Origin of the sequence: Streptomyces boninensis (assembly GCF_048572725.1) — a bacterium.
In the GTDB taxonomy this organism is placed as follows: Bacteria; Actinomycetota; Actinomycetes; order Streptomycetales; family Streptomycetaceae; genus Streptomyces; species Streptomyces boninensis.
Genome location: NZ_CP183837.1, coordinates 7,127,906 through 7,150,734, shown reverse-complemented (window position 1 = coordinate 7,150,734; position 22,829 = coordinate 7,127,906). Strand labels below are relative to the sequence as shown.

At 72.7% G+C, this 22,829-nt stretch carries 17 protein-coding genes; 5 read left to right on the top strand and 12 right to left on the bottom strand.

Annotated elements, in window-relative coordinates:
- Positions 1-9 precede the first annotated feature (9 nt).
- The 5 genes from ACNNMR_RS32715 to ACNNMR_RS32695 all read right to left on the bottom strand — a co-directional run bounded on the left by ACNNMR_RS32715 (position 10) and on the right by ACNNMR_RS32695 (position 7,173).
- Positions 10-2,196 carry a galactose oxidase-like domain-containing protein gene (locus tag ACNNMR_RS32715; RefSeq protein WP_419998301.1) on the bottom strand — a complete coding sequence of 729 codons (2,187 nt, stop codon included), beginning with the start codon at positions 2,194-2,196 and terminating at the stop codon, positions 10-12.
- 47 nt (positions 2,197-2,243) lie between these two features.
- Complete coding sequence (locus ACNNMR_RS32710; RefSeq protein WP_419998300.1) at positions 2,244-4,181, bottom strand: acyl-CoA dehydrogenase family protein; 1,938 nt, start codon at positions 4,179-4,181, stop codon at positions 2,244-2,246.
- Between the two features lie 97 nt (positions 4,182-4,278).
- Positions 4,279-4,353: a 50S ribosomal protein bL37 gene (locus ACNNMR_RS32705; protein WP_420000560.1), complete on the bottom strand. Its 75-nt coding sequence runs from the start codon at positions 4,351-4,353 to the stop codon at positions 4,279-4,281.
- 16 nt (positions 4,354-4,369) lie between these two features.
- The gene (locus ACNNMR_RS32700; protein ID WP_419998299.1) at positions 4,370-5,638 is read right to left on the bottom strand and encodes a phospholipase D-like domain-containing protein; all 1,269 of its coding nucleotides are present in this window, start codon (positions 5,636-5,638) and stop codon (positions 4,370-4,372) included.
- Positions 5,639-5,727: 89 nt separating this feature from the next.
- Positions 5,728-7,173 (bottom strand): aldehyde dehydrogenase family protein, encoded by a 1,446-nt coding sequence (locus ACNNMR_RS32695; protein WP_419998298.1) that lies wholly within the window; start codon positions 7,171-7,173, stop codon positions 5,728-5,730.
- A 184-nt stretch (positions 7,174-7,357) separates the two neighbouring features.
- Here ACNNMR_RS32695 and ACNNMR_RS32690 point away from each other — a divergent pair, with 184 nt between their 5' ends.
- Entirely contained in the window at positions 7,358-10,555 is a 3,198-nt protein-coding gene (locus ACNNMR_RS32690) for an AAA family ATPase (RefSeq protein WP_419998297.1), read from the top strand.
- A gap of 83 nt (positions 10,556-10,638) precedes the next feature.
- Here ACNNMR_RS32690 and ACNNMR_RS32685 read toward each other — a convergent pair whose 3' ends face one another.
- From ACNNMR_RS32685 to ACNNMR_RS32660, 6 genes are all read right to left on the bottom strand, one after another.
- Positions 10,639-11,490, bottom strand: a complete 852-nt coding sequence (locus tag ACNNMR_RS32685; RefSeq protein WP_419998296.1) for an ABC transporter permease — start codon at positions 11,488-11,490, stop codon at positions 10,639-10,641.
- On the bottom strand, positions 11,487-12,491 hold the full coding sequence (locus ACNNMR_RS32680; protein ID WP_419998295.1) for an ATP-binding cassette domain-containing protein: 1,005 nt from the start codon (positions 12,489-12,491) through the stop codon (positions 11,487-11,489). Before ACNNMR_RS32680 ends, ACNNMR_RS32685 begins: the two co-directional genes overlap by 4 nt.
- 25 nt (positions 12,492-12,516) lie before the next feature.
- Positions 12,517-13,074: an NADPH-dependent FMN reductase gene (locus ACNNMR_RS32675; RefSeq protein ID WP_419998294.1), complete on the bottom strand. Its 558-nt coding sequence runs from the start codon at positions 13,072-13,074 to the stop codon at positions 12,517-12,519.
- Positions 13,075-13,184: 110 nt separating this feature from the next.
- Positions 13,185-13,715: a DinB family protein gene (locus ACNNMR_RS32670; protein WP_419998293.1), complete on the bottom strand. Its 531-nt coding sequence runs from the start codon at positions 13,713-13,715 to the stop codon at positions 13,185-13,187.
- Between the two features lie 51 nt (positions 13,716-13,766).
- A complete protein-coding gene (locus tag ACNNMR_RS32665) occupies positions 13,767-15,440 on the bottom strand; it encodes a PucR family transcriptional regulator (RefSeq protein WP_419998292.1) in 1,674 nt (557 codons plus the stop codon).
- Between the two features lie 105 nt (positions 15,441-15,545).
- Positions 15,546-17,876: a hypothetical protein gene (locus tag ACNNMR_RS32660; protein ID WP_419998291.1), complete on the bottom strand. Its 2,331-nt coding sequence runs from the start codon at positions 17,874-17,876 to the stop codon at positions 15,546-15,548.
- Between the two features lie 263 nt (positions 17,877-18,139).
- Between ACNNMR_RS32660 and gabT the strand changes: the two genes are divergently transcribed.
- Positions 18,140-19,489, top strand: coding sequence for a 4-aminobutyrate--2-oxoglutarate transaminase (gene gabT, locus ACNNMR_RS32655; RefSeq protein ID WP_419998290.1), 1,350 nt, complete (start codon positions 18,140-18,142; stop codon positions 19,487-19,489).
- Positions 19,490-19,756: 267 nt separating this feature from the next.
- Entirely contained in the window at positions 19,757-20,422 is a 666-nt protein-coding gene (locus tag ACNNMR_RS32650; protein WP_419998289.1) for a phosphatase PAP2 family protein, read from the top strand.
- Here ACNNMR_RS32650 and ACNNMR_RS32645 read toward each other — a convergent pair.
- On the bottom strand, positions 20,397-20,855 hold the full coding sequence (locus ACNNMR_RS32645) for a hypothetical protein (RefSeq protein ID WP_419998288.1): 459 nt from the start codon (positions 20,853-20,855) through the stop codon (positions 20,397-20,399). The two genes, ACNNMR_RS32650 and ACNNMR_RS32645, sit on opposite strands and share 26 nt — an antisense overlap.
- Before the next feature lie 209 nt (positions 20,856-21,064).
- Here ACNNMR_RS32645 and ACNNMR_RS32640 point away from each other — a divergent pair, with 209 nt between their 5' ends.
- Both ACNNMR_RS32640 and ACNNMR_RS32635 read left to right on the top strand, forming a co-directional pair.
- Positions 21,065-22,099 (top strand): adenosine deaminase, encoded by a 1,035-nt coding sequence (locus ACNNMR_RS32640; RefSeq protein ID WP_419998287.1) that lies wholly within the window; start codon positions 21,065-21,067, stop codon positions 22,097-22,099.
- Positions 22,078-22,800, top strand: coding sequence for a glycerophosphodiester phosphodiesterase (locus ACNNMR_RS32635; protein WP_419998286.1), 723 nt, complete (start codon positions 22,078-22,080; stop codon positions 22,798-22,800). The genes ACNNMR_RS32640 and ACNNMR_RS32635 overlap by 22 nt, the downstream gene beginning before the upstream one ends.
- Positions 22,801-22,829 lie beyond the last annotated feature (29 nt).

The window sequence follows — 22,829 nt, the reverse complement described above, 5'->3', positions numbered from 1 at the left end:
GTACGCGGGTCAGGGCGCCAGGCGGACCATCCGGCCCTCGGACGGCACGCCGGCGGCGTCCACGACGAACAGCAGGTAGTCGCCGGGCGGCGCCGAGGCCGGGTTGCGCGGCACGGCGACGGTGAGGCGGCGGCCGGCGTCGGTCTCCTCGCTCGCGGCGACGTGGAGCCAGACGTAGCGCTGGTCCATGTCGTTGCCGTGGGTGGTGGAGCCGAGGCGGGCGAGGGAGACACGGGCGCGGGCGTCGAGGCTCGTACCGGAGGCGTCGAGGGTGAAGGCGCGGCCGTAGCGGAGCACGTCCTGACCGTCGTGCGTGGCGATCGCGTCCAGGGCCGGGCGCGGGCCGCGCCACAGGTACGGCGGGTAGTAGCGCTCCGCGTCGGTGTGCACCGACACCCACTTGTAGCCCTTGTCGCCAGGCATCCGCTCGCCGCCGAAGCCGCCGGTGCTGCCCGCCTTCAGCAGGGTGCCGTCGGACTGGAGCACGGCGGAGGAGTGGTAGCGGCGGTCGGTGAGATTGCTCGCCGCCGGGGTGAAGCGCTCGGTGGCCGGGTCGAAGAGCTCGGACTGCCGCACCTCGTCCCTGTTCATATCGCCCCAGCCGCGCTCCGAGCCGCCGCTGACCAGCACGGAGCCGTCGGCGAGCAGCGTCGTGTCGCACAGCACGCGCGGGTGTGCCATGCGGCCGGTGCGCCGCCAGCGGCGCTGGGCGGCGAGGTCGGCGGCGGTGTCGAGTTCGAGGATCTCGGCGGTGGCGGTGGCGGGCTGGTCGGCATTCAACGTGCGGTGGTCGGTCTGCGACTCGTGCTGGCCGCCGACGGCGAGGATCCGGGCGTACGGGGAGTCGGCGGTGAGCGGCAGCAGCACGTGCGAGCCGTAGGTGGGGTAGCTGCGGGAGCCGCGGGTGCGCATGCGGTAGACGGCCTCGGCGCGTTCCAGCGGGCGCTCGGCGCGGGGGTCGTACGCGTACAGCCAGGCGCGGTTGGACTCGACCAGGGCGACGGCGGTGCCGGAGCCGCCGCGGGGCAGCGCCCAGACGTGCGGGTAGGTGGCGAGCGACTCGCCCTTGCCGAGCCGTTCGGTGTCGATGAGGCGGACGGGCGGGAGGTCGACGAGGGTGCCGGTGGCCGGGTCGTAGATCTCGTAGCTATTGCCCGAGGAGGTCCAGAAGCCGTCGGGGTCACCGTCGTTGCCGTTGCCTTCGAGCACCTTCCGGGAGCCGGAGGTGATCAGCATCCGGCCGTCGGGGAGGCAGGTCACCGTCGGATACCAGCGCACCTGGCTCATGGGCTGCTCGATCTGCTCCCAGCCCGCGAGCTCGGCCGGGTCGTAGATGTGCAGGTGCCCGCCATTGCTGCTGTGGCCCTCGTGCGCCATCTCCGGCGGGATGACGTGGCCGCCGGCGACCAGGAGCCGGCCGTCCGGGAGGTGGGCGGCGCCGCCGCAGAAGATGTTCTGCCGGGGCGGCCCGCCATTGGCGTCCATGATCCGGTCGCGGGTGAGGAGGGTGTCCGGGTCGAGCCCGCGGGCCTCCATGTCGTCGAGACCGTAGATGTTCCAGAGCCACTGCCCACGCCGGCCCGGATCCTCCTTGGGCGAGCCGTCGGCCTTGCGCTGCCGGGGCGAGGACCAGTAGATGACCTCTTGCCCGGGTCCGTTGCGGAGCAGCGCGGCGTGCACGCCGACGATCCCGAGGTCGAGCTCCTTGCCGCCCTCTCCCGCACGGCGCCACTCGCCGCCGGTCGGCTCGATCCATACATCGACGGTCATGCCGTCGTGCGGGGAGCTGACGTCGAGCTGGTCGGCGTACTCACCCGGCTCACCGGTCTCCACCGGCACCACCCAGACGACCGCGGGACGCTGAGCCGAGACGCGAACGCTCGCGGACTCCCCCTGCCACCGCTCCCCGCGACGGGTGCCCACGGTCGTACGGCCGGTGGTGCTGGCCACCTCCACGGTGAACGGCTCCTCGACGGTGGTGCTCAGCCGCAGCGCGACGGCCTCACCGGGCAGCTTCAGGCGCAGGCGCTCGGCGTCGGCCTGGAGCACGGGGACGTCCGGCTGCTCCTGCCGTCGGGAAGGGGAGCCGTCGGGCGAGGCGGCACGGGCGGGGACGGCAGCGAGTCCGGCGGCCGCCGCTCCCGCTGCCGTCGCGATGACGGCCCGACGCGACTGATTACGGTGTGTAGTCTTCACTCGCGCATGGAATCACGCTGAGTGACCGCCACGGCGGATTGACGGCCTCAGCGGATCGGCCGTCGCTGGTTCTCCTTCTCCGACGGCCCCGGTGTCGCGTCCGCGATCCACGGCCCCTCGCCCGAGAGGTCGACCACGCCCTCCTCCAGCCAGGTGTACGCGCCGCCCAGCACCCCCTTGACGACCTTGCGGTCCAGGTCGTCGGTGTTGTTCCAGAGGCGGCCGAAGAGTTCGTCCACGCGGATGCGGGACTGCCGGCAGAAGGCGTCCGCCAGTTGGTAGGCCTCGCGGCCGTGGTCGTCGCCCGAGCGGAGGAGCTCTGCTCGTACGCACGCCGCGCTCATCGCGAAGAGCTCCGCGCCGATGTCGACCACGCGGCCCAGGAAGCCCTGCTTGGTCTCCATCTTTCCCTGCCAGCGGGACATCGCGTAGAAGGTCGAGCGGGCCAGCTTGCGGGCGTTGCGCTCCACGAAGCGGAGGTGGGTGGAGAGGTCCTGGTGGCCCGCCGGGTGGAATTCGGCGTACGTGCGCGGGACTTGGCCCTTGCCCGCGACCAGCTTCGGCAGCCAGCGGGCGTAGAAGCCGCCGGCCTGCATGCCCGCCTTCGCCTTCTCCTGCAGGGTCTTGTCCGGGTCGATCAGGTCGCCTGCCACCTTCAGGTGCGCGTCCACCGCCTCGCGGGCGATCAGCAGGTGCATGATCTCCGTCGAGCCCTCGAAGATCCGGTTGATGCGGAGGTCGCGGACCACCTGCTCCGCCGGCACCGCCCGCTCGCCGCGGGCGGCCAGTGACGCCGCTGTCTCGTAGCCGCGGCCGCCGCGGATCTGCAGCAGCTCGTCCGCCATCAGCGAGGCCATCTCGGAGCCGTAGAGCTTGGCGAGGGCGGCCTCGATGCGGATGTCGTTGCGGTCCTCGTCGGCCATCTGGGAGGAGAGGTCCAGCACCGCCTCCAGCGCGAAGGTCGTCGCGGCGATGAAGGAGATCTTCGAGCCGACGGCCTCATGCTTGGCTACGGGCCTGCCCCACTGCTCGCGCACCGCGCCCCATTCGCGGGCGATCTTCAGGCACCACTTGCCGGCGCCGGCGCAGAGGGCGGGCAGGGACAGGCGGCCCGTATTCAGGGTCGTCAGGGCGATCTTCAGGCCCGCGCCCTCCGGGCCGATCCGGTTCGCCGCCGGGACTCGGACCTGGTGGAAGCGGGTGACGCCGTTCTCGATGCCGCGCAGACCCATGAAGGCGTTGCGGTTCTCGACCGTGATGCCCTCGGAGGCGGCCTCGACGACGAAGGCGGTGATGCCGCCCTTGCGGCCTTCGGACTTGGGGACGCGGGCCATGACGACGAGCAGGTCAGCCACGACGCCGTTCGTCGTCCACAGCTTCACGCCGTCGAGGATGTAGTCATCGCCGTCCGGGACGGCCGCACAGGCCATCCGCGCCGGGTCCGAGCCCACGTCCGGCTCGGTGAGCAGGAAGGCGGTGATGTCCGTACGGGCGCAGCGGGGCAGGAACTTCTCCTTCTGCTCCTCCGTGCCGAAGATCTTCAGCGGCTGCGGTACGCCGATCGACTGATGCGCGGAGAGCAGCGCGCCGACCGCGGGGTTCGCGGAGCCGACGAGGGCGAGCGCCTTGTTGTAGTACACCTGGGTGAGGCCGAGGCCGCCGTACTTGGTGTCGATCTTCATGCCGAGGGCGCCGAGCTCCTTGAGCCCGTTGATCGTCTCGTCCGGGATCTGCGACTCGCGCTCGATCCGGGCGTTGTCGATCTTCGTTTCGCAGAAGTCCTTGAGCTTGGCGAGGAACTCCTCGCCGCGCTCGGCCGCCGCGTCCGTAGGCAGCGGATGCGGGTGGATCAGGTCGAGGCGGAAGCGGCCCAGGAACAGCTCCTTGGCGAAGCTGGGCTTGCGCCAGTCCTGTTCACGCGCCGCCTCCGCGACCTGTCGCGCCTCTTTCTCGGATACTTTCGCGGGTTCTTGCACCTCGGTCATGAGCTCAGCTCACCTCGCCGCCGATGGGGTTACCGGAGAGTGCTACTCGTCCGTATGTACCCGATTCGCGGTGGGTGCACCAGCCCGTGCGCACAGATCAGGCGTTCGGGCGCTTGCCGTGGTTGGCGTTCTTCTTCTTGCGCGCGCGGCGCTTGTTTCCTCTAGCGGACATATCGGCAGAATAAGCCCTACGAGCGTTCCTTGCAGGTGTCGCGGATCTTGTAGAAGTACGACAGGTACTTCGCGTGGTAGTCCGCCCCGGTGATCCGCACCATCGCCTCGTCCGCGGAGCGCAGCCCCGACCCCGTCCAGTTGTGGCTGCCGGTGTAGACCCGCGGGGTGATCGAGCCGTTGTAGTCGCCGTCGAGCAGCCAGAACTTCGTGTGCGTACGGACATCGATGCCGGGCCCGTTGTTGAAGCTGCAGGCCAGGCTCTGGATGCCGGCGCCGTCGAGGATGCCCTTCACCGTCGCGTCGCCCTCGCTGTAGACGACGTCGATCCAGCAGCCCTTGCCGCGCAGCTCGGCGAGCTTGTTCGCCACCTGCTTGCGGGAGCCGAGGAACTGGAACATCGCCACCCGGATGTCCGTCTGGTGCTTCTTGCCGTCGGTGCCGGTGTAGGAGCAGGAGACCTCGTTGAGGGTGTTGACGATGGTGTCGGTCGCCGGGTTGTTGTAGTTCGCGTCGCCGCGCGGGAAGAAGTAGGCGCGGTACGCGGAGCCGGTCGGCGTCGACCAGTAGTACGTGTTGTCGCCGCTCGCCGAGCCGCGCAGCCGGCGCTCGTCCTCGTGGAACTTGGCGTAGCCGTCGTAGACCACCGGGTCCACGAAGGTGACGGAGTCGTTGTAGGACTCGACCTTGTACCAGTCGTTGAGGTTCGAGGACGACTGCCAGACGACCTTGGAGTAGCTGGTGCCGTCCGAGAAGCCGGAGATCTTCGAGAAGATGAAGAACTTGTTGTGGTTGTAGGCGGGGTTGGGCGGCGGGACGGAGGCGCAGCCGCGGCTGACGTCGTCCACGCCGTCGTCGTCCTCGAACTTGTCGTCGCAGACGACGATCCAGGAGCCGGCGGCGTCGTTCGCGCCCAGGGCGCTCTTCAGGGCGGCGTACGCGGCGCTGCCCTTGTCGCGGGTGTTGTCGTCCACGATCAGCTTGACCGAGACGCCGCGGTTCTTGGCCGCCACCAGCGCGTCCGCTACGGCCTTGTCCTCCAGCTCGAACATCGACGCCTTGATGGACTCGCCCGCCGGCGTGGCGTTGATGAGCTGGATCAGCTGGGTGAAGTTCGCCGACTGCTGGGCCGCGGTGCCGAGCGGGTCGTTGAAGACCGGGCCGTTGATGACGGGCTTCGGCACGGCGGCCGAGGAGGTCGAGGCCTGGCTGAAGAGCAGGCCGGCCAGCAGGGCTACGAGACCCGTGAGCAATCCGCCGTAACGGACCGATCTACGCCTGAGCATGCGGAAGTCCCCCCAGGGGAAGCGGCGGTTCGAGACGCCGAGCACCCTAGAGGGACAACCGTCACATTGTCAGGCCCTCGTCACATACTTCACAGGTCCAGACCGGTGAGGACCATGACCCGCTCGTACGTGTAGTCCTCCATCGCGAACTTCACGCCCTCGCGCCCGACCCCGGACTGCTTCACGCCGCCGTACGGCATCTGGTCCGCGCGGTACGACGGCACATCGCCGACGATCACGCCGCCGACCTCGAGCGCCCGCTGCGCCCGGAAGGCCGTCTGCACGTCGTGCGTGAACACGCCCGCCTGCAGGCCGTACTTGGAGTCGTTGGCGATGGCGTACGCCGCCTCCTCGCCGTCCGCCTTCGCCACGGTCAGCACCGGGCCGAAGACCTCCTCGCAGGAGACCTTCACGTCATGCGGCACGTCCGCGAGCACGGTCGGGGCATACGAGGCGCCGTCGCGCTTGCCGCCGGTGAGCAGCGTGGCGCCGGCCTTGACCGCCTCGTCGACCCACGCCTCGACGCGCTTGGCGGCGTCCTCGCTGACCAGCGGGCCGACGTCGGTGGCGTCGTCGGACGGGTCGCCGGTGACCTGCTTCTCGACGGCCTTGACGATGCGCGGGACCAGCTCGTCGTAGAGCGAGGAGTCCACGATCGCCCGCTGGACGGAGATGCAGGACTGGCCGCCCTGGTAGTTGGAGAAGGTGCCGATGCGCTGCGCCGCCCAGTCCAGGTCCCTCTCGGCGGAGAAGTCGGCGAGCACGATCGCCGCGCCATTGCCGCCCAGCTCCAGGGTGACGCGCTTGCGCGGGATGGTGTCGAGGATGGCGTAGCCGACCTTCTCGGAGCCGGTGAAGGAGACGACCGGGAGGCGCTCGTCCTGGGTCAGCTGCTCCATGTGCTCATTGGCTACGGGCAGCACGGACCAGGAGCCGGCCGGCAGGTCGGTCTCGGCGAGCAGCTCGCCGATCATCAGGCCGGAGAGCGGGGTCGCGGGCGCCGGCTTCAGGATGATCGGCGTGCCGACGGCGAGGGCCGGGGCGACCTTGTGCGCACACAGGTTCAGCGGGAAGTTGAACGGCGCGATGCCGAGCACCGGGCCGCGCGCGAAGCGCCGGGTGAAGGCGAGCCGGCCGACGCCGCCCGGGTCGGTGTCGAGGCGCTGGGCGTCGCCGCTGTTGAACCGCCGGGCCTCCTCGGAGGCGAAGCGGAAGACGGAGACGGCGCGGCCGACCTCGCCGCGGGCCCACTTCATGGGCTTGCCGTTCTCGGCGGAGATCAGCCGGGCGATCTCCTCGGTGCGCTCGGCGAGCCGGCGCGAGATGTGGTCGAGGGCGTTGGCCCGTACGTGCGCGGGGGTCGCGGCGAACTCGTCCTTGACGGCGTCGGCCGCGACGATCGCCTCCTCGACCTGCGCCTGGGTGGGGACGCTCACCGCGCCCACGAGACGGCCGTCCCAGGGGGAAGTGACGTCCAGGGTGTCATCGCCGGTTGCTTGGCGGCCGGCCAGCCAGAAGGGGTGTGCGGTAGCCACGGTGTTCTCCGCCTCCGGGTCGCGAGTTTGATCCGTATTCGGGTGCTGTTGCCCACCGTAGGGCCAGGGACCCGCTTCGTCGTTTGTCCAGGGCGGAGAATACGCGGCGCGTCCTGCTACGGATCGTCCAGGACCTGTGCCGATCGCCCCGGGCGCTGTCGGTGGCGCATGCCAGAGTGGGGCCATGTCATCCGCGCTCATCGGCCGCGACCACCCGGCCGGCATCCTGCGCGCCGCCATCGACCGCGCGGCGACCAGCCACGGCGGGCTCGTGCTCGTCGCGGGCGAGGCCGGCATCGGCAAGACCGCGCTGGTCACCGACGCCGTCGCCGAGGCGCGGCAGCAGGGCGCGCTGGTGCTCAGCGGCTCCTGCTGGGACGGCGCGCCGGGCTACTGGCCGTGGACGCAGGTGGTGCGCGCGCTGCGGCGCGGCGCCGGCGGCGACGGCTGGGAGGAGGCGCGGCAGGCCGGCGGGAATGAGCTCGGGGCGCTGCTCGGCGCGGGCAGCGGCCTGCCCACCGAGAGCGGCGACGGCTTCCGGCTGTACGACGCGGTGACCAGCGCGCTGGTCACGGTCGCGCAGCGCGATCCGCTGGTGGTCGTCCTCGACGATCTGCACTGGGCCGACCCGGCCTCGCTCCGGCTGCTGGAGTTCGCCGCGCAGCACACCTGGTTCGAGCGGCTGCTGCTGATCGGCACGTACCGCGACGCCGAGACCGACGCCGCCGGGCATCCGCTGCGCGAGCTGATCGCGCCGCTGACCGCCAAGGGCGCCAATGTCACCCTGACCGGCCTCGACGCCGACGGCACCGGCCGGCTCATGGCCCGTACGGCCGGACGGGAGCCCGCCGCCGGACTGGTCGCCGAGGTGCACCGGCGCACCGGCGGCAATCCGTTCTTCGTCGAGCAGACCGCCCGGCTGTGGGCGGCCGGCGGCTCCGCCGACGCGATCGCGCCCGGGGTGCGGGACGCGCTGCGGCGGCGCCTGGACCTGCTGCCGCCGCCGGTGGCCGAGCTGCTGACCATGGCGGCGGTGCTGGGCCGGGAGTTCCACCGGCAGGTGCTGGCCGCCGCCGTCGGCGCCCCGGTGGCGCACACCGACCGGCTGCTGGAGGCCGCGGTCGCGGCCCGGCTGGTGGTGGCGCGCGGCGGCGGCATGTACGCCTTCGCCCATGACCTGGTGCGCGAGACGCTGCGGGACGCACTGGACGAGGCGGAGCTGCGGCGCCGCCATGCCGCGGTCGTACGCGCCCTGGACGAGGCCCCGGGCCTGGCCGACATGGTGCTCCCCGCCGACCGGGCGCGGCATGCCTGGGCGGCGGGCGAGGAGTTGGCGCGCGAGCGGACCATCGTGCTGCTGCGCGCTGCCGCTCGGGACGCCGTCGGCCGGATCGCCGTCGAGGAGGCCATCACCCACCTGCGCCGGGTGTACGAGCTGGCCGCGGCCGGGCCGCCGGGTGAGCGGGTGCTGGCCGGGATCGCGCTGGGCGAGCAGCTGCTGCACGCCGGGATGGCCGAGGAGGGCCGGGCGGTGCTGCAGGACGCGGTCCGCGACGCCCGCGCGGCGGACGATCCCGACCTCTTCGGGCGGGCGGCGCTGTCGGTGTACAGCGCCTGGGGCGGCCACGGCCCGCCGCCCGGCCGCGCCGGCTGGGGCAGGGAGCTGCTGCAGGAGGCGCATGCCACGCTCGTCGGCGAGCGCGGCTCCGGCGGCCGGAAAGCGGGCGATCCGTCCGCGCCTGACGAAGCCGCCGCCGACCGGCTCGCCGCCGAGCTGAGCGTCGCGCTGGCCGTACGGGCCCGGCGCGGCTCCGACGACGACGCCCTCGGCTTCGGGCTGTGGAGCCGCCACCACGCCATCTGGGGCCCGGGCACCGCGGCCGAACGGGTCGCGCTCACCGACGAGCTGGCCGCCATCGCCCGCCGCACCGGCGACACCCAGGAGGAGCACTTCGCCGCCGCCCTGCGCTGGGTGGCGCTGCTGGAGCTGGGCGACCCGCGCTTCCTGGACGGCTATCGCGGCTATGCCGAGGTCGCCCGGCGCAGCGACCGCCCGCTGCTGGTGCACACCGGCGTGATCGACGAGTCCATCGTCGAGGCCTTCCAGGGCGACTTCGGCCGCGCCGAGGAGCTGTTGCACCAGGCCCAGGACACCAGCCGCGAGCATGAGCACGAGCAGTTCACCGCGAGCATGCTCAGCCACCACCACTGGGCGCTGCGGATGCTGCAGGGCCGGTATGCGGAGGCGGAGGGCGTCCTCGACGCCGTCGCGGGCGCGCGGCACCCGAGCCGGCGCCTGGCCCGGGCGCTCACGGCGGTACGCCGCGGCGACCTGGAGCCGGCCTGCCGGCTGCTCGCCGAGTACGCCCCGGACGGCCCCGAGCACGACCGCAGCCGCCGCCCGCTGTGGCTGCGGCTGCTCGCGGAGACCGCCGCCGCGGCCCGCGACCCGCGCCTGGCCGCGCGCGCCCGGGAAGGGCTCGCACCGCTGCAAGGCCAGTGGCTGGTCGCGCTCTTCGGCTGGGACGTCAGCGGCCCCGTCGACCACTGGCTGGCGCTGCTGGACGCGGCCGAGGAGCGCTGGGACGACGCGGTCGCGGGCTTCACCGCCGCCCGCCGGGCCGCCGACCGGCTGCGCTCGCGCACCTGGTCCGTAGAGGCGGCCGCGGGCCTGGCCCACGCGCTCGCCGCCCGCGGCGGGCCCGGCGATGCGGAGCAGGCGGCCGCGCTGCGGGCGGAGGTAGCGCGGGAGGCGGCCGAGCTCGGCATGCGGCACCTGGAGGCGCCGCCCGCCGAGGCCGCTCCCCCGCGGCCGCAGGACCCGCCCGCGGACCGGGAGTTCCGCTATGACGGCCAGGTCTGGACGCTCTCGTACGAAGGACGCACCATCCGCCTCCCGGACGCCAAGGGCCTGCGCGACATGCACCAGCTCATCGCCCGCCCCGGCGAGGAGATCCCCGCCGTCCGGCTGCTCAGCCCCGAGGGCGGCGAGGAGGCGGTCGCCGCCCGCCGGTTGGGCGGCGACCCGGTGCTGGACGACGAGGCCAAGGCGCAGTACAAGGCGCGGCTCGACCGGCTGGACGACGAGATCGACCGGGCGGCAGCGCGCGGCGACGAGGCGCGGGCCGCGGAGTACGACAAGGAGCGGGCCGCGCTGCTGGACGAGTTGCGGACGGCGGCCGGGCTCGGCGGGCGCAGCCGGCGGCTCGGCGACGAGGCGGAGCGGGCCCGCAAGGCGGTCACCGGCCGGATCCGGGACGCGATCCGCAAGCTCGCGGCCGTACATCCGGAGCTGGCCGCGCATCTGACGGCGGCGGTGTCGACGGGCAGCACCTGCGCGTATCAGCCGCAGGCGGGTGAGGCGGGGCGCTGGCGGCTGTGAGGGCGGGCACGCACGCGACAAGGCCGTACGCATGCCGCGAGCCCGCCCCCGTACCCAGGGGCGGGCTCTGCTTCACGGTCGCCTCACTTGCGCGCGTACAGCCGCATCGTGATCGGCCCGAAGACCGCCACGAACAGCCCGGCCCAGCCCAGCGACCAGGCGATGTCGGCGGCCGGCCAGCCGCCGTGCATCAGCTCGCGGACGGCGGTCGACAGGTGCGTGATCGGGTTGTTGTCGGCGAAGGCCTGCAGCCAGCCCGGCATGGTGCTGGTCTCGACGAAGATGTCGCTGAGGAAGGTGAACGGGAAGATCACCATCATGGCGACGCCCATCACCGACTTCTCACTGCGCAGCAGCAGCCCGAACATCGTCCACGCCCAGGAGAACCCAAAGGCGAAGACGATCAGCAGCGCCACCCCGAGCAGCACCCCTCCGACCCCGCCGTCCGGCCGGAAGCCCATGATCAGCCCGACCACGAGCATCACCAGCGAGGCGACGACGTAGCGCATGGCATCGCCGAGCAGATAGCCGACCATCGGGGCGGGCCGCCAGATCGGCAGCGTACGGAAGCGGTCGAAGACGCCCTTCGAGATATCCGTGTTGACCGCCACGCCGGTGTACATCGTGATCATAACGACGCTCATCACAAGGATGCCCGGCAGGAAGCGCTGCAGATACTCCGTCGGCGACCCGGACAGCGCGCCGCCGAAGAGGTACGTGTACATCAGCACCAGCATGATCGGAAAGGCGGTGACGTCGAAGAGCTGGTCGGGCACATGCTTGATCTTCAGGATGGCCCGCCAGCCGAACGTCACGGAGGCGGACCACGGACTGGGCCGTGGCGGTCGCTCCTTGGCGATCAGCACCTCGGCGAGCGACTCGCTGGTCACCGGGGCGAGTTCATCGGTGGTCTGGGTCTGTGTGGCGGTGGTCATGCCGCGACTCCTTCCTCGGATGCGGAAGCTGCTGCCGTACGGTCGGTGAGGGCGAGGAAGACCTCGTCCAGGCTGGGCTGGCCCAGCGCGAAGTTGTCGACGGTGATGCCCGCCCGGGCGAGCTCACCCAGCGCCCGGGACGCCTGCTCGGCGGCCTGCTCGCCACTGCCGGTGCCGACCCTGGCGGTCAGCGCCACCGGGTCCGGCTCCAGCTGCACCTGCGCGTCCAGCACGCGGGTGAGCAGCTCGACCGCCTGCTGCCGCTGGCCCGCCTCCCGCAGCCGCAGATTGACGGACCCGGCGCCGACGGAGGCCTTCAGCTCGCCCTTGGTGCCCTCGGCGATGACCTTGCCCTTGTCGATGACGGCGATACGGGACGCGAGCTGGTCGGCCTCGTCCAGATACTGGGTGGTGAGCAGCACGGTCGTGCCCTGCGCGACCACCGCCCGCACGATGTCCCACACCTGATTGCGGCTGCGCGGGTCGAGGCCGGTCGTCGGCTCGTCCAGGAAGAGCAGGTCAGGGGTGTTGAGGATGGACGCCGCGATGTCGATGCGGCGCCGCATGCCGCCCGAGTAGTTCTTGACCTGCTTTGCGGAAGCCTCGGTCAGGCCGAAGGCCTCCAGCAGCTGCGCCGCGCGCATAGCCGCCGCCCTGGAGCTGTGGCCGAGCAGCCGCCCGAGGAGGATCAGGTTCTCGGTGCCGGTCAGGTCCTCGTCCACCGAGGCGTACTGCCCGGTGAGGCTGACCCGGCTGCGTACCGCATCGGCCTCGCGCACCACGTCGTGCCCGAAGACATGCGCCTCGCCGCCGTCCGGCCGCAGCAGCGTGGCCAGCATCCGCACCGTCGTGGTCTTCCCGGCGCCATTGGGCCCCAGGACGCCGTAGACCGTGCCGCGCGGCACGGTGAGATCCACCCCGTCCACGGCCCGGGTCTCCCCGAAGACCTTCACGAGACCGGCGGTCTCGATCGCCGGGCCCGATGTGTTCGTTTTATGCATGTCCGTGATCTCCATTCCATCTTTGTCAGGCGACGTACGGCCGGGCCGCCCGGGCGTCCCGCAGGGCGCGCCCCCACCAGGCCAGTTGGTCGAGCAGTGCGTGCGCGGTGCGGTCGCGGCGGCCGTCGTCGGTGCCGAAGAGGTCGACGCCGGCGACATCGCGCACCGTCACCGCGTGCAGCTCCGTGAAGACGGCCCGCAGCTGCTCCACCGCGTGCAGACCGCAGGAGCCGCAGCCGTACGAGACGAACCCGACGGGCTTGGCGTGCCACTCGTCGTAGCCGTAGTCGATGGCCTGCTTCAGCGAGGCCGGGAAGCTGTGGTTGTACTCGGGCGTGACGACCACGAAGGCTTCCGCCCTGGCCAGCTCCGCGGTGAAGCGGCGCATCTCCGGCGTCGGCTGCCGCGGATAGCGCGCCGGGAAGTCGAAGTCCGCCAGGTCGACCATGGTCGCCCCGAGGTCCTCGCGCTCCGCCAGCACGCCGGCGAACCAGCGCACCACGTCCGTGCCGCTGCGCCCCTCACGGGTGCTGCCGGCGATGCAGGCGACCCGCAGCGGTGCTTCGGCTGCTGTGCTGCCCATCGGACACCTCCGGACGCTCGGGATTACCGCTCATCCATAAGGCGCCAGAAACGCCGGCGCGCCCGCCAGATCGAATCTGGCGGGCGCGCGGGGTGGTGTCAGAAGGGCCCTCAGGTGCCCACGGCGCCGTCTATGCGCTCCCGGATCAGGTCGGCGTGGCCGTTGTGGCGGGCGTACTCCTCGATCATGTGGAGGAGGATCCAGCGCAGGGCCACGCCGTCGTCGCCGACATAGCCGCGCTCCATCTCGTTGAGGTGGTGGCCGGTGTCGTCCAGGGAGGCGTCGGCGACGGCCGCGCGGGCGGCGGCGATCTCGGCCCGGAGGGTGGCCAGGGCGTCGTCCAGGGTCCGGTCCGGGGAGAGGACGTAGCCGCTGGCGTTGTCCTCGCCGTACACCGGGGGCAGCTCCTCGCCGGCGAAAATCCGCCGGAACCAGTTGCGCTCCACCTCGGCCAGGTGCTGTACGAGCCCGAGCAGGGTGAGCGTCGACGGCTCGGCGGACGGGCGCCGCGCCTGCTCGTCGGTGAGGCCCGCGCACTTCAGGGCGAGGGTGTCGCGCTGGAAGTCCAGCCACTCCTCGAGCGCGTCGCGCTCACCGGCGCGAGGGTGCGGGATCAGTCGTCCGTCGGGCAGCCGAGTCATGATCGCCAGACTGCCGGACGGCGGTTGAAGCGCCAAGTCCGGGCGGCGAGTTCAGGCCGTGGCCGGGGTGCTCGTGGCCTTGAGGGCGAGCCACAGCTCCATGCGGGTGTCCGGGTCGTCGAGGGAGCGGCCGAGGATCTCCTCGACCCGCCGCATCCGGTAGCGCAGCGTGTGCCGGTGCACGCCGAGGTCGGCCGCGGCGGCGTCCCACTGGCCGTGCCGGTTCAGCCAGGCGCGCAGCGACTCCACCAGGTCGCCGCGCCCGGTGGCGTCATGGTCGTGCAGCGCCCGCAGGGTGCCGTCCGCGAAGGCCTGCACGGCCTCGTCCGCGAGCAGCGGCAGCACCGAGCCGGTGGCGACCTCCTCGTGCTCGACGAGGGCGCGGCCTCGGCGGCGGGCGACGGAGAGGGCCTGCTCGGCCTGCTTGTACGCGAGGGTGGCCACGGCCGGGCCCGCGGGCGCCGAGACGCCGACGGTGAGCGGCAGCCCGCGGCGGCCCGCGGCGGAACCCCTTATCAGCGAGCCGACCGCGTCGGGGCGCTGCGACTCCAGCTCGGTGCAATAGCGCGCGGCGGCGGCCACGACGGCGCCGCCGTCGACGGCCAGCACCATGAGGCGGCCGGCGTCCGGGACGGTCAGCACGGTCTCGCCCGCGCCGAGCGCGGTGGCATCGAGGGCGTCCGCGAGGTCGGTGAGCGGGTCGCCGTCCTCCTCCGCCGAGGGGTCGGCCTCGGCGACCATCATGCGTACGGGCGCGTCCAGCAGCCCGCCGTACATCGGTCCGGCGACGGATCTGGCGTGCTCGGCCTGCCCGGCGAGGAGCAGCCGCAACACGGCCGTGCCCAGGCGCTGTTCCGCCGCCTGGAAGGTGCGGGAGCGCTCCAGGGTGAGGGTGAGGAGGGCGACGGCGGCGTGCACGGCGTACCGCTGGGCGGTGCCGAGCGCGGCGCCCGTGCCCACCGCGAGGACGCCGCAGGGGCGGCGGCCGGAGCCGAGGGTCTGGAGCTCGACGCGATCGGTGGCGGGGCCTTCGTCCTCGGGGGCGTCCTCGCCGCCGTCGTCCGCGCCCTCGGACCGTACGGGCTCCACCCCCGCCACCACCGCGCTCGCCGGCGCAGGCCGGTCGCGCAGCCGGCCCACGTCGTCCGCCAGCCGCTCCGCGCGGCCCGCGGCCCACTCCGGCGCCGCGGCGACGACCGCCCCGGACGCGTCGTACAGCGCGGCCCAGCCGTCGAGGTGCGCGGCCAGCCGGCGCACCACCGCGGTCTGGCCGCCGTCGCCGAGTGCGGCCCTGGTGAGGTCCCGCTGGGCCTCGAAGCCGGAGGTCAGCGCGTGGTAGCGGTCGCTGGCGAGGGCGGCGGACACCACCTTCGTGATGGCGATGAAGGGGACAGGGCGCGGCACCTCGAGCAGCGGCAGCCCTTCTTCCTGGGCGGCCTCGATGAGCGCGGCCGGGGTCGGCTCGATATTGACGCCCACCCCGAAGCCGAGGCCGACGACCCCGGCCCGCGCCAGCCGCCGTACGTACCGGTGGATCGCGCCCGCGTCGTCCGGGTCCAGCTTCATGCCGGTGGTGAGCAGCAGCTCGCCGCCCTCGAGATACGGCACCGGGTCGATCAGCTCGCTGACGGTCGCCCAGCGCACAGGCTCGTCAAGCCGATCCGCGCCGGCGAGCACGGACAGCTTCAGCGCCGAATGGCGGACGAGATCAGCGAGGGTCGGCATTGATCCTTCACATTTATTGCACGCGGATTCGCCGCTCCGTACGAACGGCTTCCCGCAATTGTGCCGCATCGTCCAAGGGATTCCTGCGGCCGCCGCCTCTTCGGCTCATCCGCGCAGGTCGACGAGCACAGGAGACCCGCGCTTCCCCTCCACATTTGTGAAGGACACGACCGCGTGACCTGCGGGCACCGTGTTCGCCAGCTCGGACGCCGACCACCGCTCCCGCTCCACCTGCCGCACCGTGACCGACTGGCTCATCACCTTCGACCCGGTCACCAGCTGCCGCACGCCGCGCAGGCTGCGGCGCAGGGTGCCGCCGGAGACGTCGGGCGTGTGGGTGATGTCTCGTTCCTGCACCCACTCCGCGCCCCAGGCGTCCGCGAAGTGCCGCCCGTCCCAGGTCGAGACCCCGGACAGCGCCATCCGGCAGCCGACCGCGGACAGCAGCGGGCCGCGCAGCTCCTCGGCGACCTCGTCGAGCGACCGCAACGCCAGGACGACCCCGGCGTTCGCGGACCGCATCCGCTGCACGCCGCGCACCGTCTCGGCCGTCACCGTGTGCGCCGCGTCGTCCAGGACGAGCCCGGCGAACAGCGACCGGTCCCGCCGGGCCGGCACGACGGAGACGAACTGCGCCAGCAGCAGCCGCGTCAGCAGCCGCGCCGCCTCGGCGTGCCCGCGCTCCGGCAGGTCGATCCGCACCCGCATCGGGTGTTCCAGGGCCCGCATCGAGAACTGCCGCCCCTGCCACCCCGGTTCGAAGAACCCGGCGAACGCCGGCCGGTCCAGCACCGCGATCCGGTCCGCCAGCAGCGGCCCGATGTCCCCGGCCCGCCGCGACTGCCGCTCCCGGCCCTCCAGCTCCCGCAGCGCCGCCCCGTCCCCCGCCGCCTCGCAGGCCTCGCGCAGCGCGGCGACGGCCACCGGCTCGGCGTCCAGCAGCGCCCGCAGCTCCGGCACGCCGGGGAAGCGCCCGTGGGCGGCGCGGTACGGGCCGAGCAGCTGCGCGATCGCCAGCGCGCCCTGCCGCAGCTCCGCGGTCCGTACGCCCGGATCGGCGCCCAGCAGCGCGTCGGCGAGCAGCGCGGCGGCCTGATCGGGGTCGCCGGTGCCGCCGTACAGGTCGAGGTCGTGCCGGGAGTCCGGGTCGCCGACCCGGATCACCACGTCGTACGCCTCGTCCGCCCCCAGCTCGGCCCCCGCCGCCCCGACGGACACCACCGCCGCCCGCCCGGCGAGCGCCTGCAGGCACAGCGACTCGGCGCAGGGCGCGACGACCCGCCCGGTCTTCCCGGAGGCGGCGGGCCCGACGGCGAGCAGGCCGGTGCTCACCAGGGACGGCTCCAGGGCGATGCCCTCGCCCCGGTACGCGTACTCATTGCGCCCGTCGTCGGGCGCCGCCCCGATCCGCACCTGCCCGGTGACGAGGTCGTGCCGCGCCGCCCGCCCGCCGATGTCCCGCAGCCCAGACGGGTGCGGGAAGGCGGCGGCGCCGTCATGCCGTACGGCATCGGTGAAGGGCTTCAGCCGGCTCGGCTGCGCCTGCACGGTCTCCCAGGCGCGGGTGATACGGGACTGGTCGACGTCGTTCATCGCGCCGGCGGCGGCCTCGTGCGCGAGCGCGTCCGCCTCGTCGTGGAGGCCGACGGCGCGCAGCTCGGCCCAGTCGGCGGCGGTGACGGGCTCCTCGTCCTCGTCCTCGCCGTCCCCCTCGGCCTTCCCGCCCTTCTCTTGTGGCCGGAAGACCTCCCGCCAGCGCCCGAGGCGGGCGGCGACCAGCAGGATCGCGAAGGTGAGGAGGGTGTAGACGCCGTAGTTGTAGAGGACGGCGCCCGACTGGCTGGGGCGGCCCGACGACCAGGCGTACGGGGCGAGGCTGAAGAAGACCGGCTCGATGGGGATGTAGATGTTCGGCACGGTCAGCATCCAGATCGCGAACGCCGCCGCCAGCGTGGCCGCCGCCCGCCGCCGGTCATCGGCCACGAGCACGTAGCGCCGCGCCGCGTCCGGCCACTGCCCCGCCCGCCCGGCGATCCAGGCGATGAGCACGAAGGCACCCAGGTCATAGATGGCGGCGAAGACCTCCCCCGCCCGGTCCCGCCCCTCGCCGTCCCACCAGGAGTCCGGCGTGACCAGCTCGAGCGGCCAGTGGCGGAACGGGATCACTCCGTTCCGGTACAGCGACCACATGAGGAAGGCCGCGGCAAGCGTCAGCAGCGCCCCGCCGACCAGCTGCCGGTCCGGCACCCGGTCCGGCTCCTCCGGCGGCTTCGGCACCCGCCCGAACCGCCAGATCCCGGGCCCGCCCTCCGGCCGGGGCGTGCGCAGCCAGGTGAGAAAGGGATGCTCGCCGGGCGACCTCTGCGGCGGGACCTTTGGCCTCGCGGGCGCCTGGACGCCCCGCCACCGAGCCGTGTCCTTGCCCTGCGTCCCCATAAATCCCGCTCCTCGCCCTCGTACGGCGCGCCCAATCTACTTGCCTGCAAGGGCGGTTGACCTGCTCCCGGCACATAATTCCATCACCGACCGCTACTGATCGCCACCCTCCGCGACCGCATTCCCCGCCCCCGGCTGGACAGGATGGACAAGGCGACACGCGAGCTAGTACGCAACGGAGCATCCCCGCCCCCGCTCCCCGCCCCTAGCCTGCGTAATAACGCACTCTCGCACCGTTTGCCCCCGGATCCGGAGGAGCCCCCATGAACACCGTCCCCACCGCAGGTGTCCCGCAGGAGCGCCGCCTCGTCACCGATATCCCGGGACCCAAGTCCCAGGAGCTGATGGCCCGCAAGACCAGCGCCGTCGCCAACGGCGTCGGCACCGTCATGCCCGTCTTCGCCGCCAAGGCCGGCGGCGGCATCCTGGAGGACGTCGACGGCAACCGCCTCATCGACTTCGGCTCCGGCATCGCCGTCACCTCCGTCGGCAACAGCGCCGAGGCCGTCGTCCGCCGCGCGTCCGCGCAGCTCGCCGACTACACCCACACCTGTTTCATGGTGACCCCGTACGAGGGCTACGTGGAGGTCTGCGAGCAGCTCGCCGAGCTCACCCCGGGCGACCACGCCAAGAAGTCGGCGCTCTTCAACTCCGGTGCCGAGGCCGTCGAGAACGCGGTGAAGATCGCCCGCAGCTACACCAAGCGGCAGGCCGTCGTCGTCTTCGACCACGGCTACCACGGCCGCACGAACCTCACCATGGCGCTCACCGCCAAGGACATGCCGTACAAGCACGGCTTCGGCCCCTTCGCGCCGGAGATCTACCGGGTGCCGGTGGCCTACCCGTACCGCTGGCTGACCGGCCCGGAGAACTGCGCCGAGGAGGCCGCGGCCCAGGCCATCGACCAGATCAGCAAGCAGGTCGGGGCGGACAATGTCGCCGCGATCCTGATCGAGCCGGTGCTCGGCGAAGGCGGCTTCATCGAGCCGGCGAAGGGCTTCCTGCCGCGGATCGCGGAGTTCGCGAAGGAGAACGGGATCGTCTTCGTCGCGGACGAGATCCAGTCCGGCTTCTGCCGCACCGGGCAGTGGTTCGCCAGCGAGGACGAGGGCCTGGTCCCCGACCTGGTCACCACGGCCAAGGGCATCGCGGGCGGCCTGCCGCTCGCCGCGGTCACCGGCCGCGCGGAGATCATGGACGCCGCGCATGTCGGCGGCCTCGGCGGTACGTACGGCGGCAACCCGGTCGCGTGCGCCGCGGCGCTCGGCGCCATCGAGACGATGCGCGAGCTGGACCTCAACGCCAAGGCGCGCCGGATCGGCGAGGTCATGAAGCCCCGGCTGCAGGCGCTGCAGGAGAAGCACGACGTGATCGGCGACGTCCGCGGCCGCGGCGCGATGATCGCGATCGAGCTGGTGAAGCCGGGCTCGAAGGACCCGGACCCGGCCTTCACCGCCACGCTGGCGAAGGCCTGCCACGCGGCGGGCCTGCTGGTGCTGACCACGGGCACGTACAGCAATGTGATGCGCTTCCTGCCGCCGCTGGTGATCGGCGAGGACCTGCTGAACGAGGGCCTCGACATCCTGGAGCAGGCGCTCGCCACGGCGGCGTGACCCGCGGGGTCCGGCACGGGTGCAGGCGGCCGGATTGCGCAGGCGCGTTCGGCCGTATTGCATGAATGCGTGAAGGAGTTGCGGAGGGGCGATGGTGAGCGGGTAGATCGGGTATCCGCGTCCCGCCGGCTGCCGTACCGTCTTTACGCGGAACCTCCTCATCGATCGGATCCCCGCGTGCCCTACACCCCCCTGGGCACGCGGCCTGCAAAAGAGACCGTCCGTCCCGGAGCCATCCCCCCGGCTCCGGGGCGGACGGTTTTGTCGGTGCTCGCGGCGGTCGCGGGCGTCGCGGTGCTCGCCTTCGCGGTGATGGCGTGGCAGGTCGCGAAGGGCGGGCGGCTGGCGCAGCTGGACGAGCGGGTGAGCGGGGTGCTCGTACGCCACCAGCCGCTGCGGCTCAGCGAGGCGCTCGCCGACCTCGGCACGGTGGTGGTGGCGGTGCCGGTGCTGGCCGCGGCGATCGGATACGCGCTGGCGCGCCGCACCTGGCGCGGGCCGCTCGCGGCGGCGGTGGCGATGGCGGCGGTGCCGCTGTGTGTCGTACCCCTGAAGGCGATCTTCGCGCGGCCCGGCCCGATGGGTGAGCCGCTCGCCGGCTATTCCGGCTACTTCCCCTCCGGCCACGCGGCGACGGCGGCGGTGGCGTACGGGGCGGCGGCGCTGGTGCTGCTGCCGCTGCTCAGGACCCGCGATTCGAGGCGGCTGCTCGGGGCAGCCGCCGCGGCGATCGTGGCCGGTAACGGTCTCGGCCTGGTGTGGCGCGGCTATCACTGGCCGCTGGACGTGCTGGCGTCCTGGTGCCTTGCGGTGGTGCTGCTGTGCGCGGTGGCGTGCGTGAGCCCGCGCGTCGGTCCGCGTGTCGGTCCGTCGAGTCGTCGCACCACCTCCCGTACCAACTCCCGCCTCAGCTCCCGCCCTCGCGGGCGATGAGCGCCGCCGCCTCGTGCATGGCGAGCTCCAGCAGCGCCGGGTCGGTGAGCGTGCCGGAGCCGTCCGGCGGCACGATCCAGCGGACGCCGCCGGTGGCCCGCCCCGGATACGGCACCACGATCCAGGTGCCGCGCCCCGCGCCCCGTACGCCCGTGGCCACCCACCGCGCCGCGGTGCCGGGCGGCACGAAGAAGCCGAGCCGGGAGTCCGCGAAGTCGGCGAGCACCGGGCCCGGCCGGTCCACGCAGCGGGTGATCACATCGAGCGTGGGATGCCCCAGCTCGCCGGGCAGGATGAGCACATCCCACAGCTTTCCCGCCGGCAGCAGAATCGTGCCGAGCGGATTCCGTTCCCACTCCCAGCGGATCCCGTCCGGATCCGGTGCCGCCGCCACCAGCCACTCGACCGCTGTTTTGGCCCCCGCGCCAGTCATGTCGATCGCCCCTCGTCTCGGTCCGGCCCCGGCCCCCGTCGGGCCGGCGCACACAAGGGAGAGCGGGGTCCGGGCCGGCTATTACGCGAAAGCGCAGGTGGTGTGGGTCACAGCGGGGCTGAGGGGCGTGCGCGGGGTGGGCAGTGGGGGCGGGACGGGGCACGAGGGGCCCGTAAGATCGCGGCTAGCCGTACCGAGGGAGGGTGAAGATGCCCGATTCGCTGGAGACTTTCATCGCGGGTCTGCCGAAGGCGGAGCTGCACGTCCACCATGTCGGTTCCGCGTCCCCGCGCATCGTCGCGGAGCTGGCGGCCCGGCACCCGGACTCGCCCGTGCCGAAGGACCCGGGCGCGCTGGCCGAGTTCTTCACCTTCCGCGACTTCGCGCACTTCATCGAGCTGTATCTGGCGGTCGTGGACCTGATCAGGGACGCCGAGGACGTACGGCTGCTGACCTACGAGGTCGCCCGCGACATGGCGCGGCAGCAGATCAGGTACGCGGAGCTGACGGTGACCCCGTACAGCTCGGTGAAGCGCGGCATCCCCGACCGGGCCTTCCTGGAGGCGATCGAGGACGCGCGGGTGGCGGCCGAGCGCGACCTGGGCGTGGTGCTGCGCTGGAGCTTCGACATCCCCGGCGAGGCGGGCCTGCCGTCGGCGGAGGAGACGGCCCGTATCGCCGTGGACGTCGGCTGCGAGGGCCTGGTCTCCTTCGGCCTCGGTGGGCCCGAGATCGGCGTGCCGCGCCCGCAGTTCAAGCCGTACTTCGACAAGGCCATCGCGGCGGGCCTGCACAGCGTCCCGCACGCCGGCGAGACCACGGGCCCCGGCACGGTCTGGGACGCCCTGAAGGACCTCCGCGCCGAACGCATCGGCCACGGCACCAGCTCCGCCCAGGACCCGGAGCTGCTCGCCTACTTGGCCGAGCACCGGATCCCGCTGGAGGTCTGCCCGACCTCCAACATCGCCACCCGCGCGGTCACGACGCTCGACGAGCACCCGATCGGCGCCATGGTGGACGCCGGCGTGCTGGTCACGATCGGCAGCGACGACCCGCCGATGTTCGGTACGGACCTGAACACGGAGTACGGCGTCGCGGCGCGGCTGCTGGGGCTGGACGCGGCGGGCCTGGCGGCGCTGGCGAAGAACGGTGTAGAGGCGTCGTTCATGGACGCGTCCGGAAAGACCCGCCTCTCGGCGGAGATCGATGCTTATCTGTCTGCATGGCAGGAGCAGCACCCGTAGCACCCCAGGCACCCGGCCGCCCGCTGGCGGTGGCCCACCGTGGCGACCCGTACCGCGTCCGCGAGAACACCCTGGCGTCCCTGCGCTCGGCCGTCGCGGCGGGCGCGGACGCGGTGGAGTACGACGTGCGCCTGACCCGCGACGGCGTGCCGGTGCTGCTGCACGACGCGACGCTGAAGCGGCTGTGGGGGTACGACATGCCGCTGGCCGCGCTCGACTATGCGGAGGTCCAGCGCCGCACCGGCGGCGGCGTCCCCACACTCCGCTCGGCCCTGAAGGTGATGGCGGAGGGCGACCCGTCGGTCCGCTCCTTCATCGACCTCCCGACGGCGGACGCCGCGGCGGCCACGGTGACGGAGGTGCACGCGAGCGGCGCCGCGGAGCGGGTGTACTACTGCGGCGCGGCGGAGGCGCTGCTGGTCGTACGGGAGGCGGACGAGGCGGCGGAGGTGGCGCTGCCGGGGCGGCACGGGGGAACGCACTATCCGCCGCTGGTGGCGGCGCTGCGGCCGCGGTGGCTGAACTTCCGGTGGGGGCATGTGACGCCGCATGTCGTGCGGCGCGCGCACGAGTCGGGGTATCTGGTCTCGTGCTGGACGGTGGACTGGGAGCGCAATATGCGCAAGCTGCGGGATATGGGGGTCGATTCGATCACGTCGAACCGGATCGCGGGCTTGCGGAGGGTGCTGGACGAGAGGTGAGAGCGCGGCGCCGCGGCGGGAGACAGAGC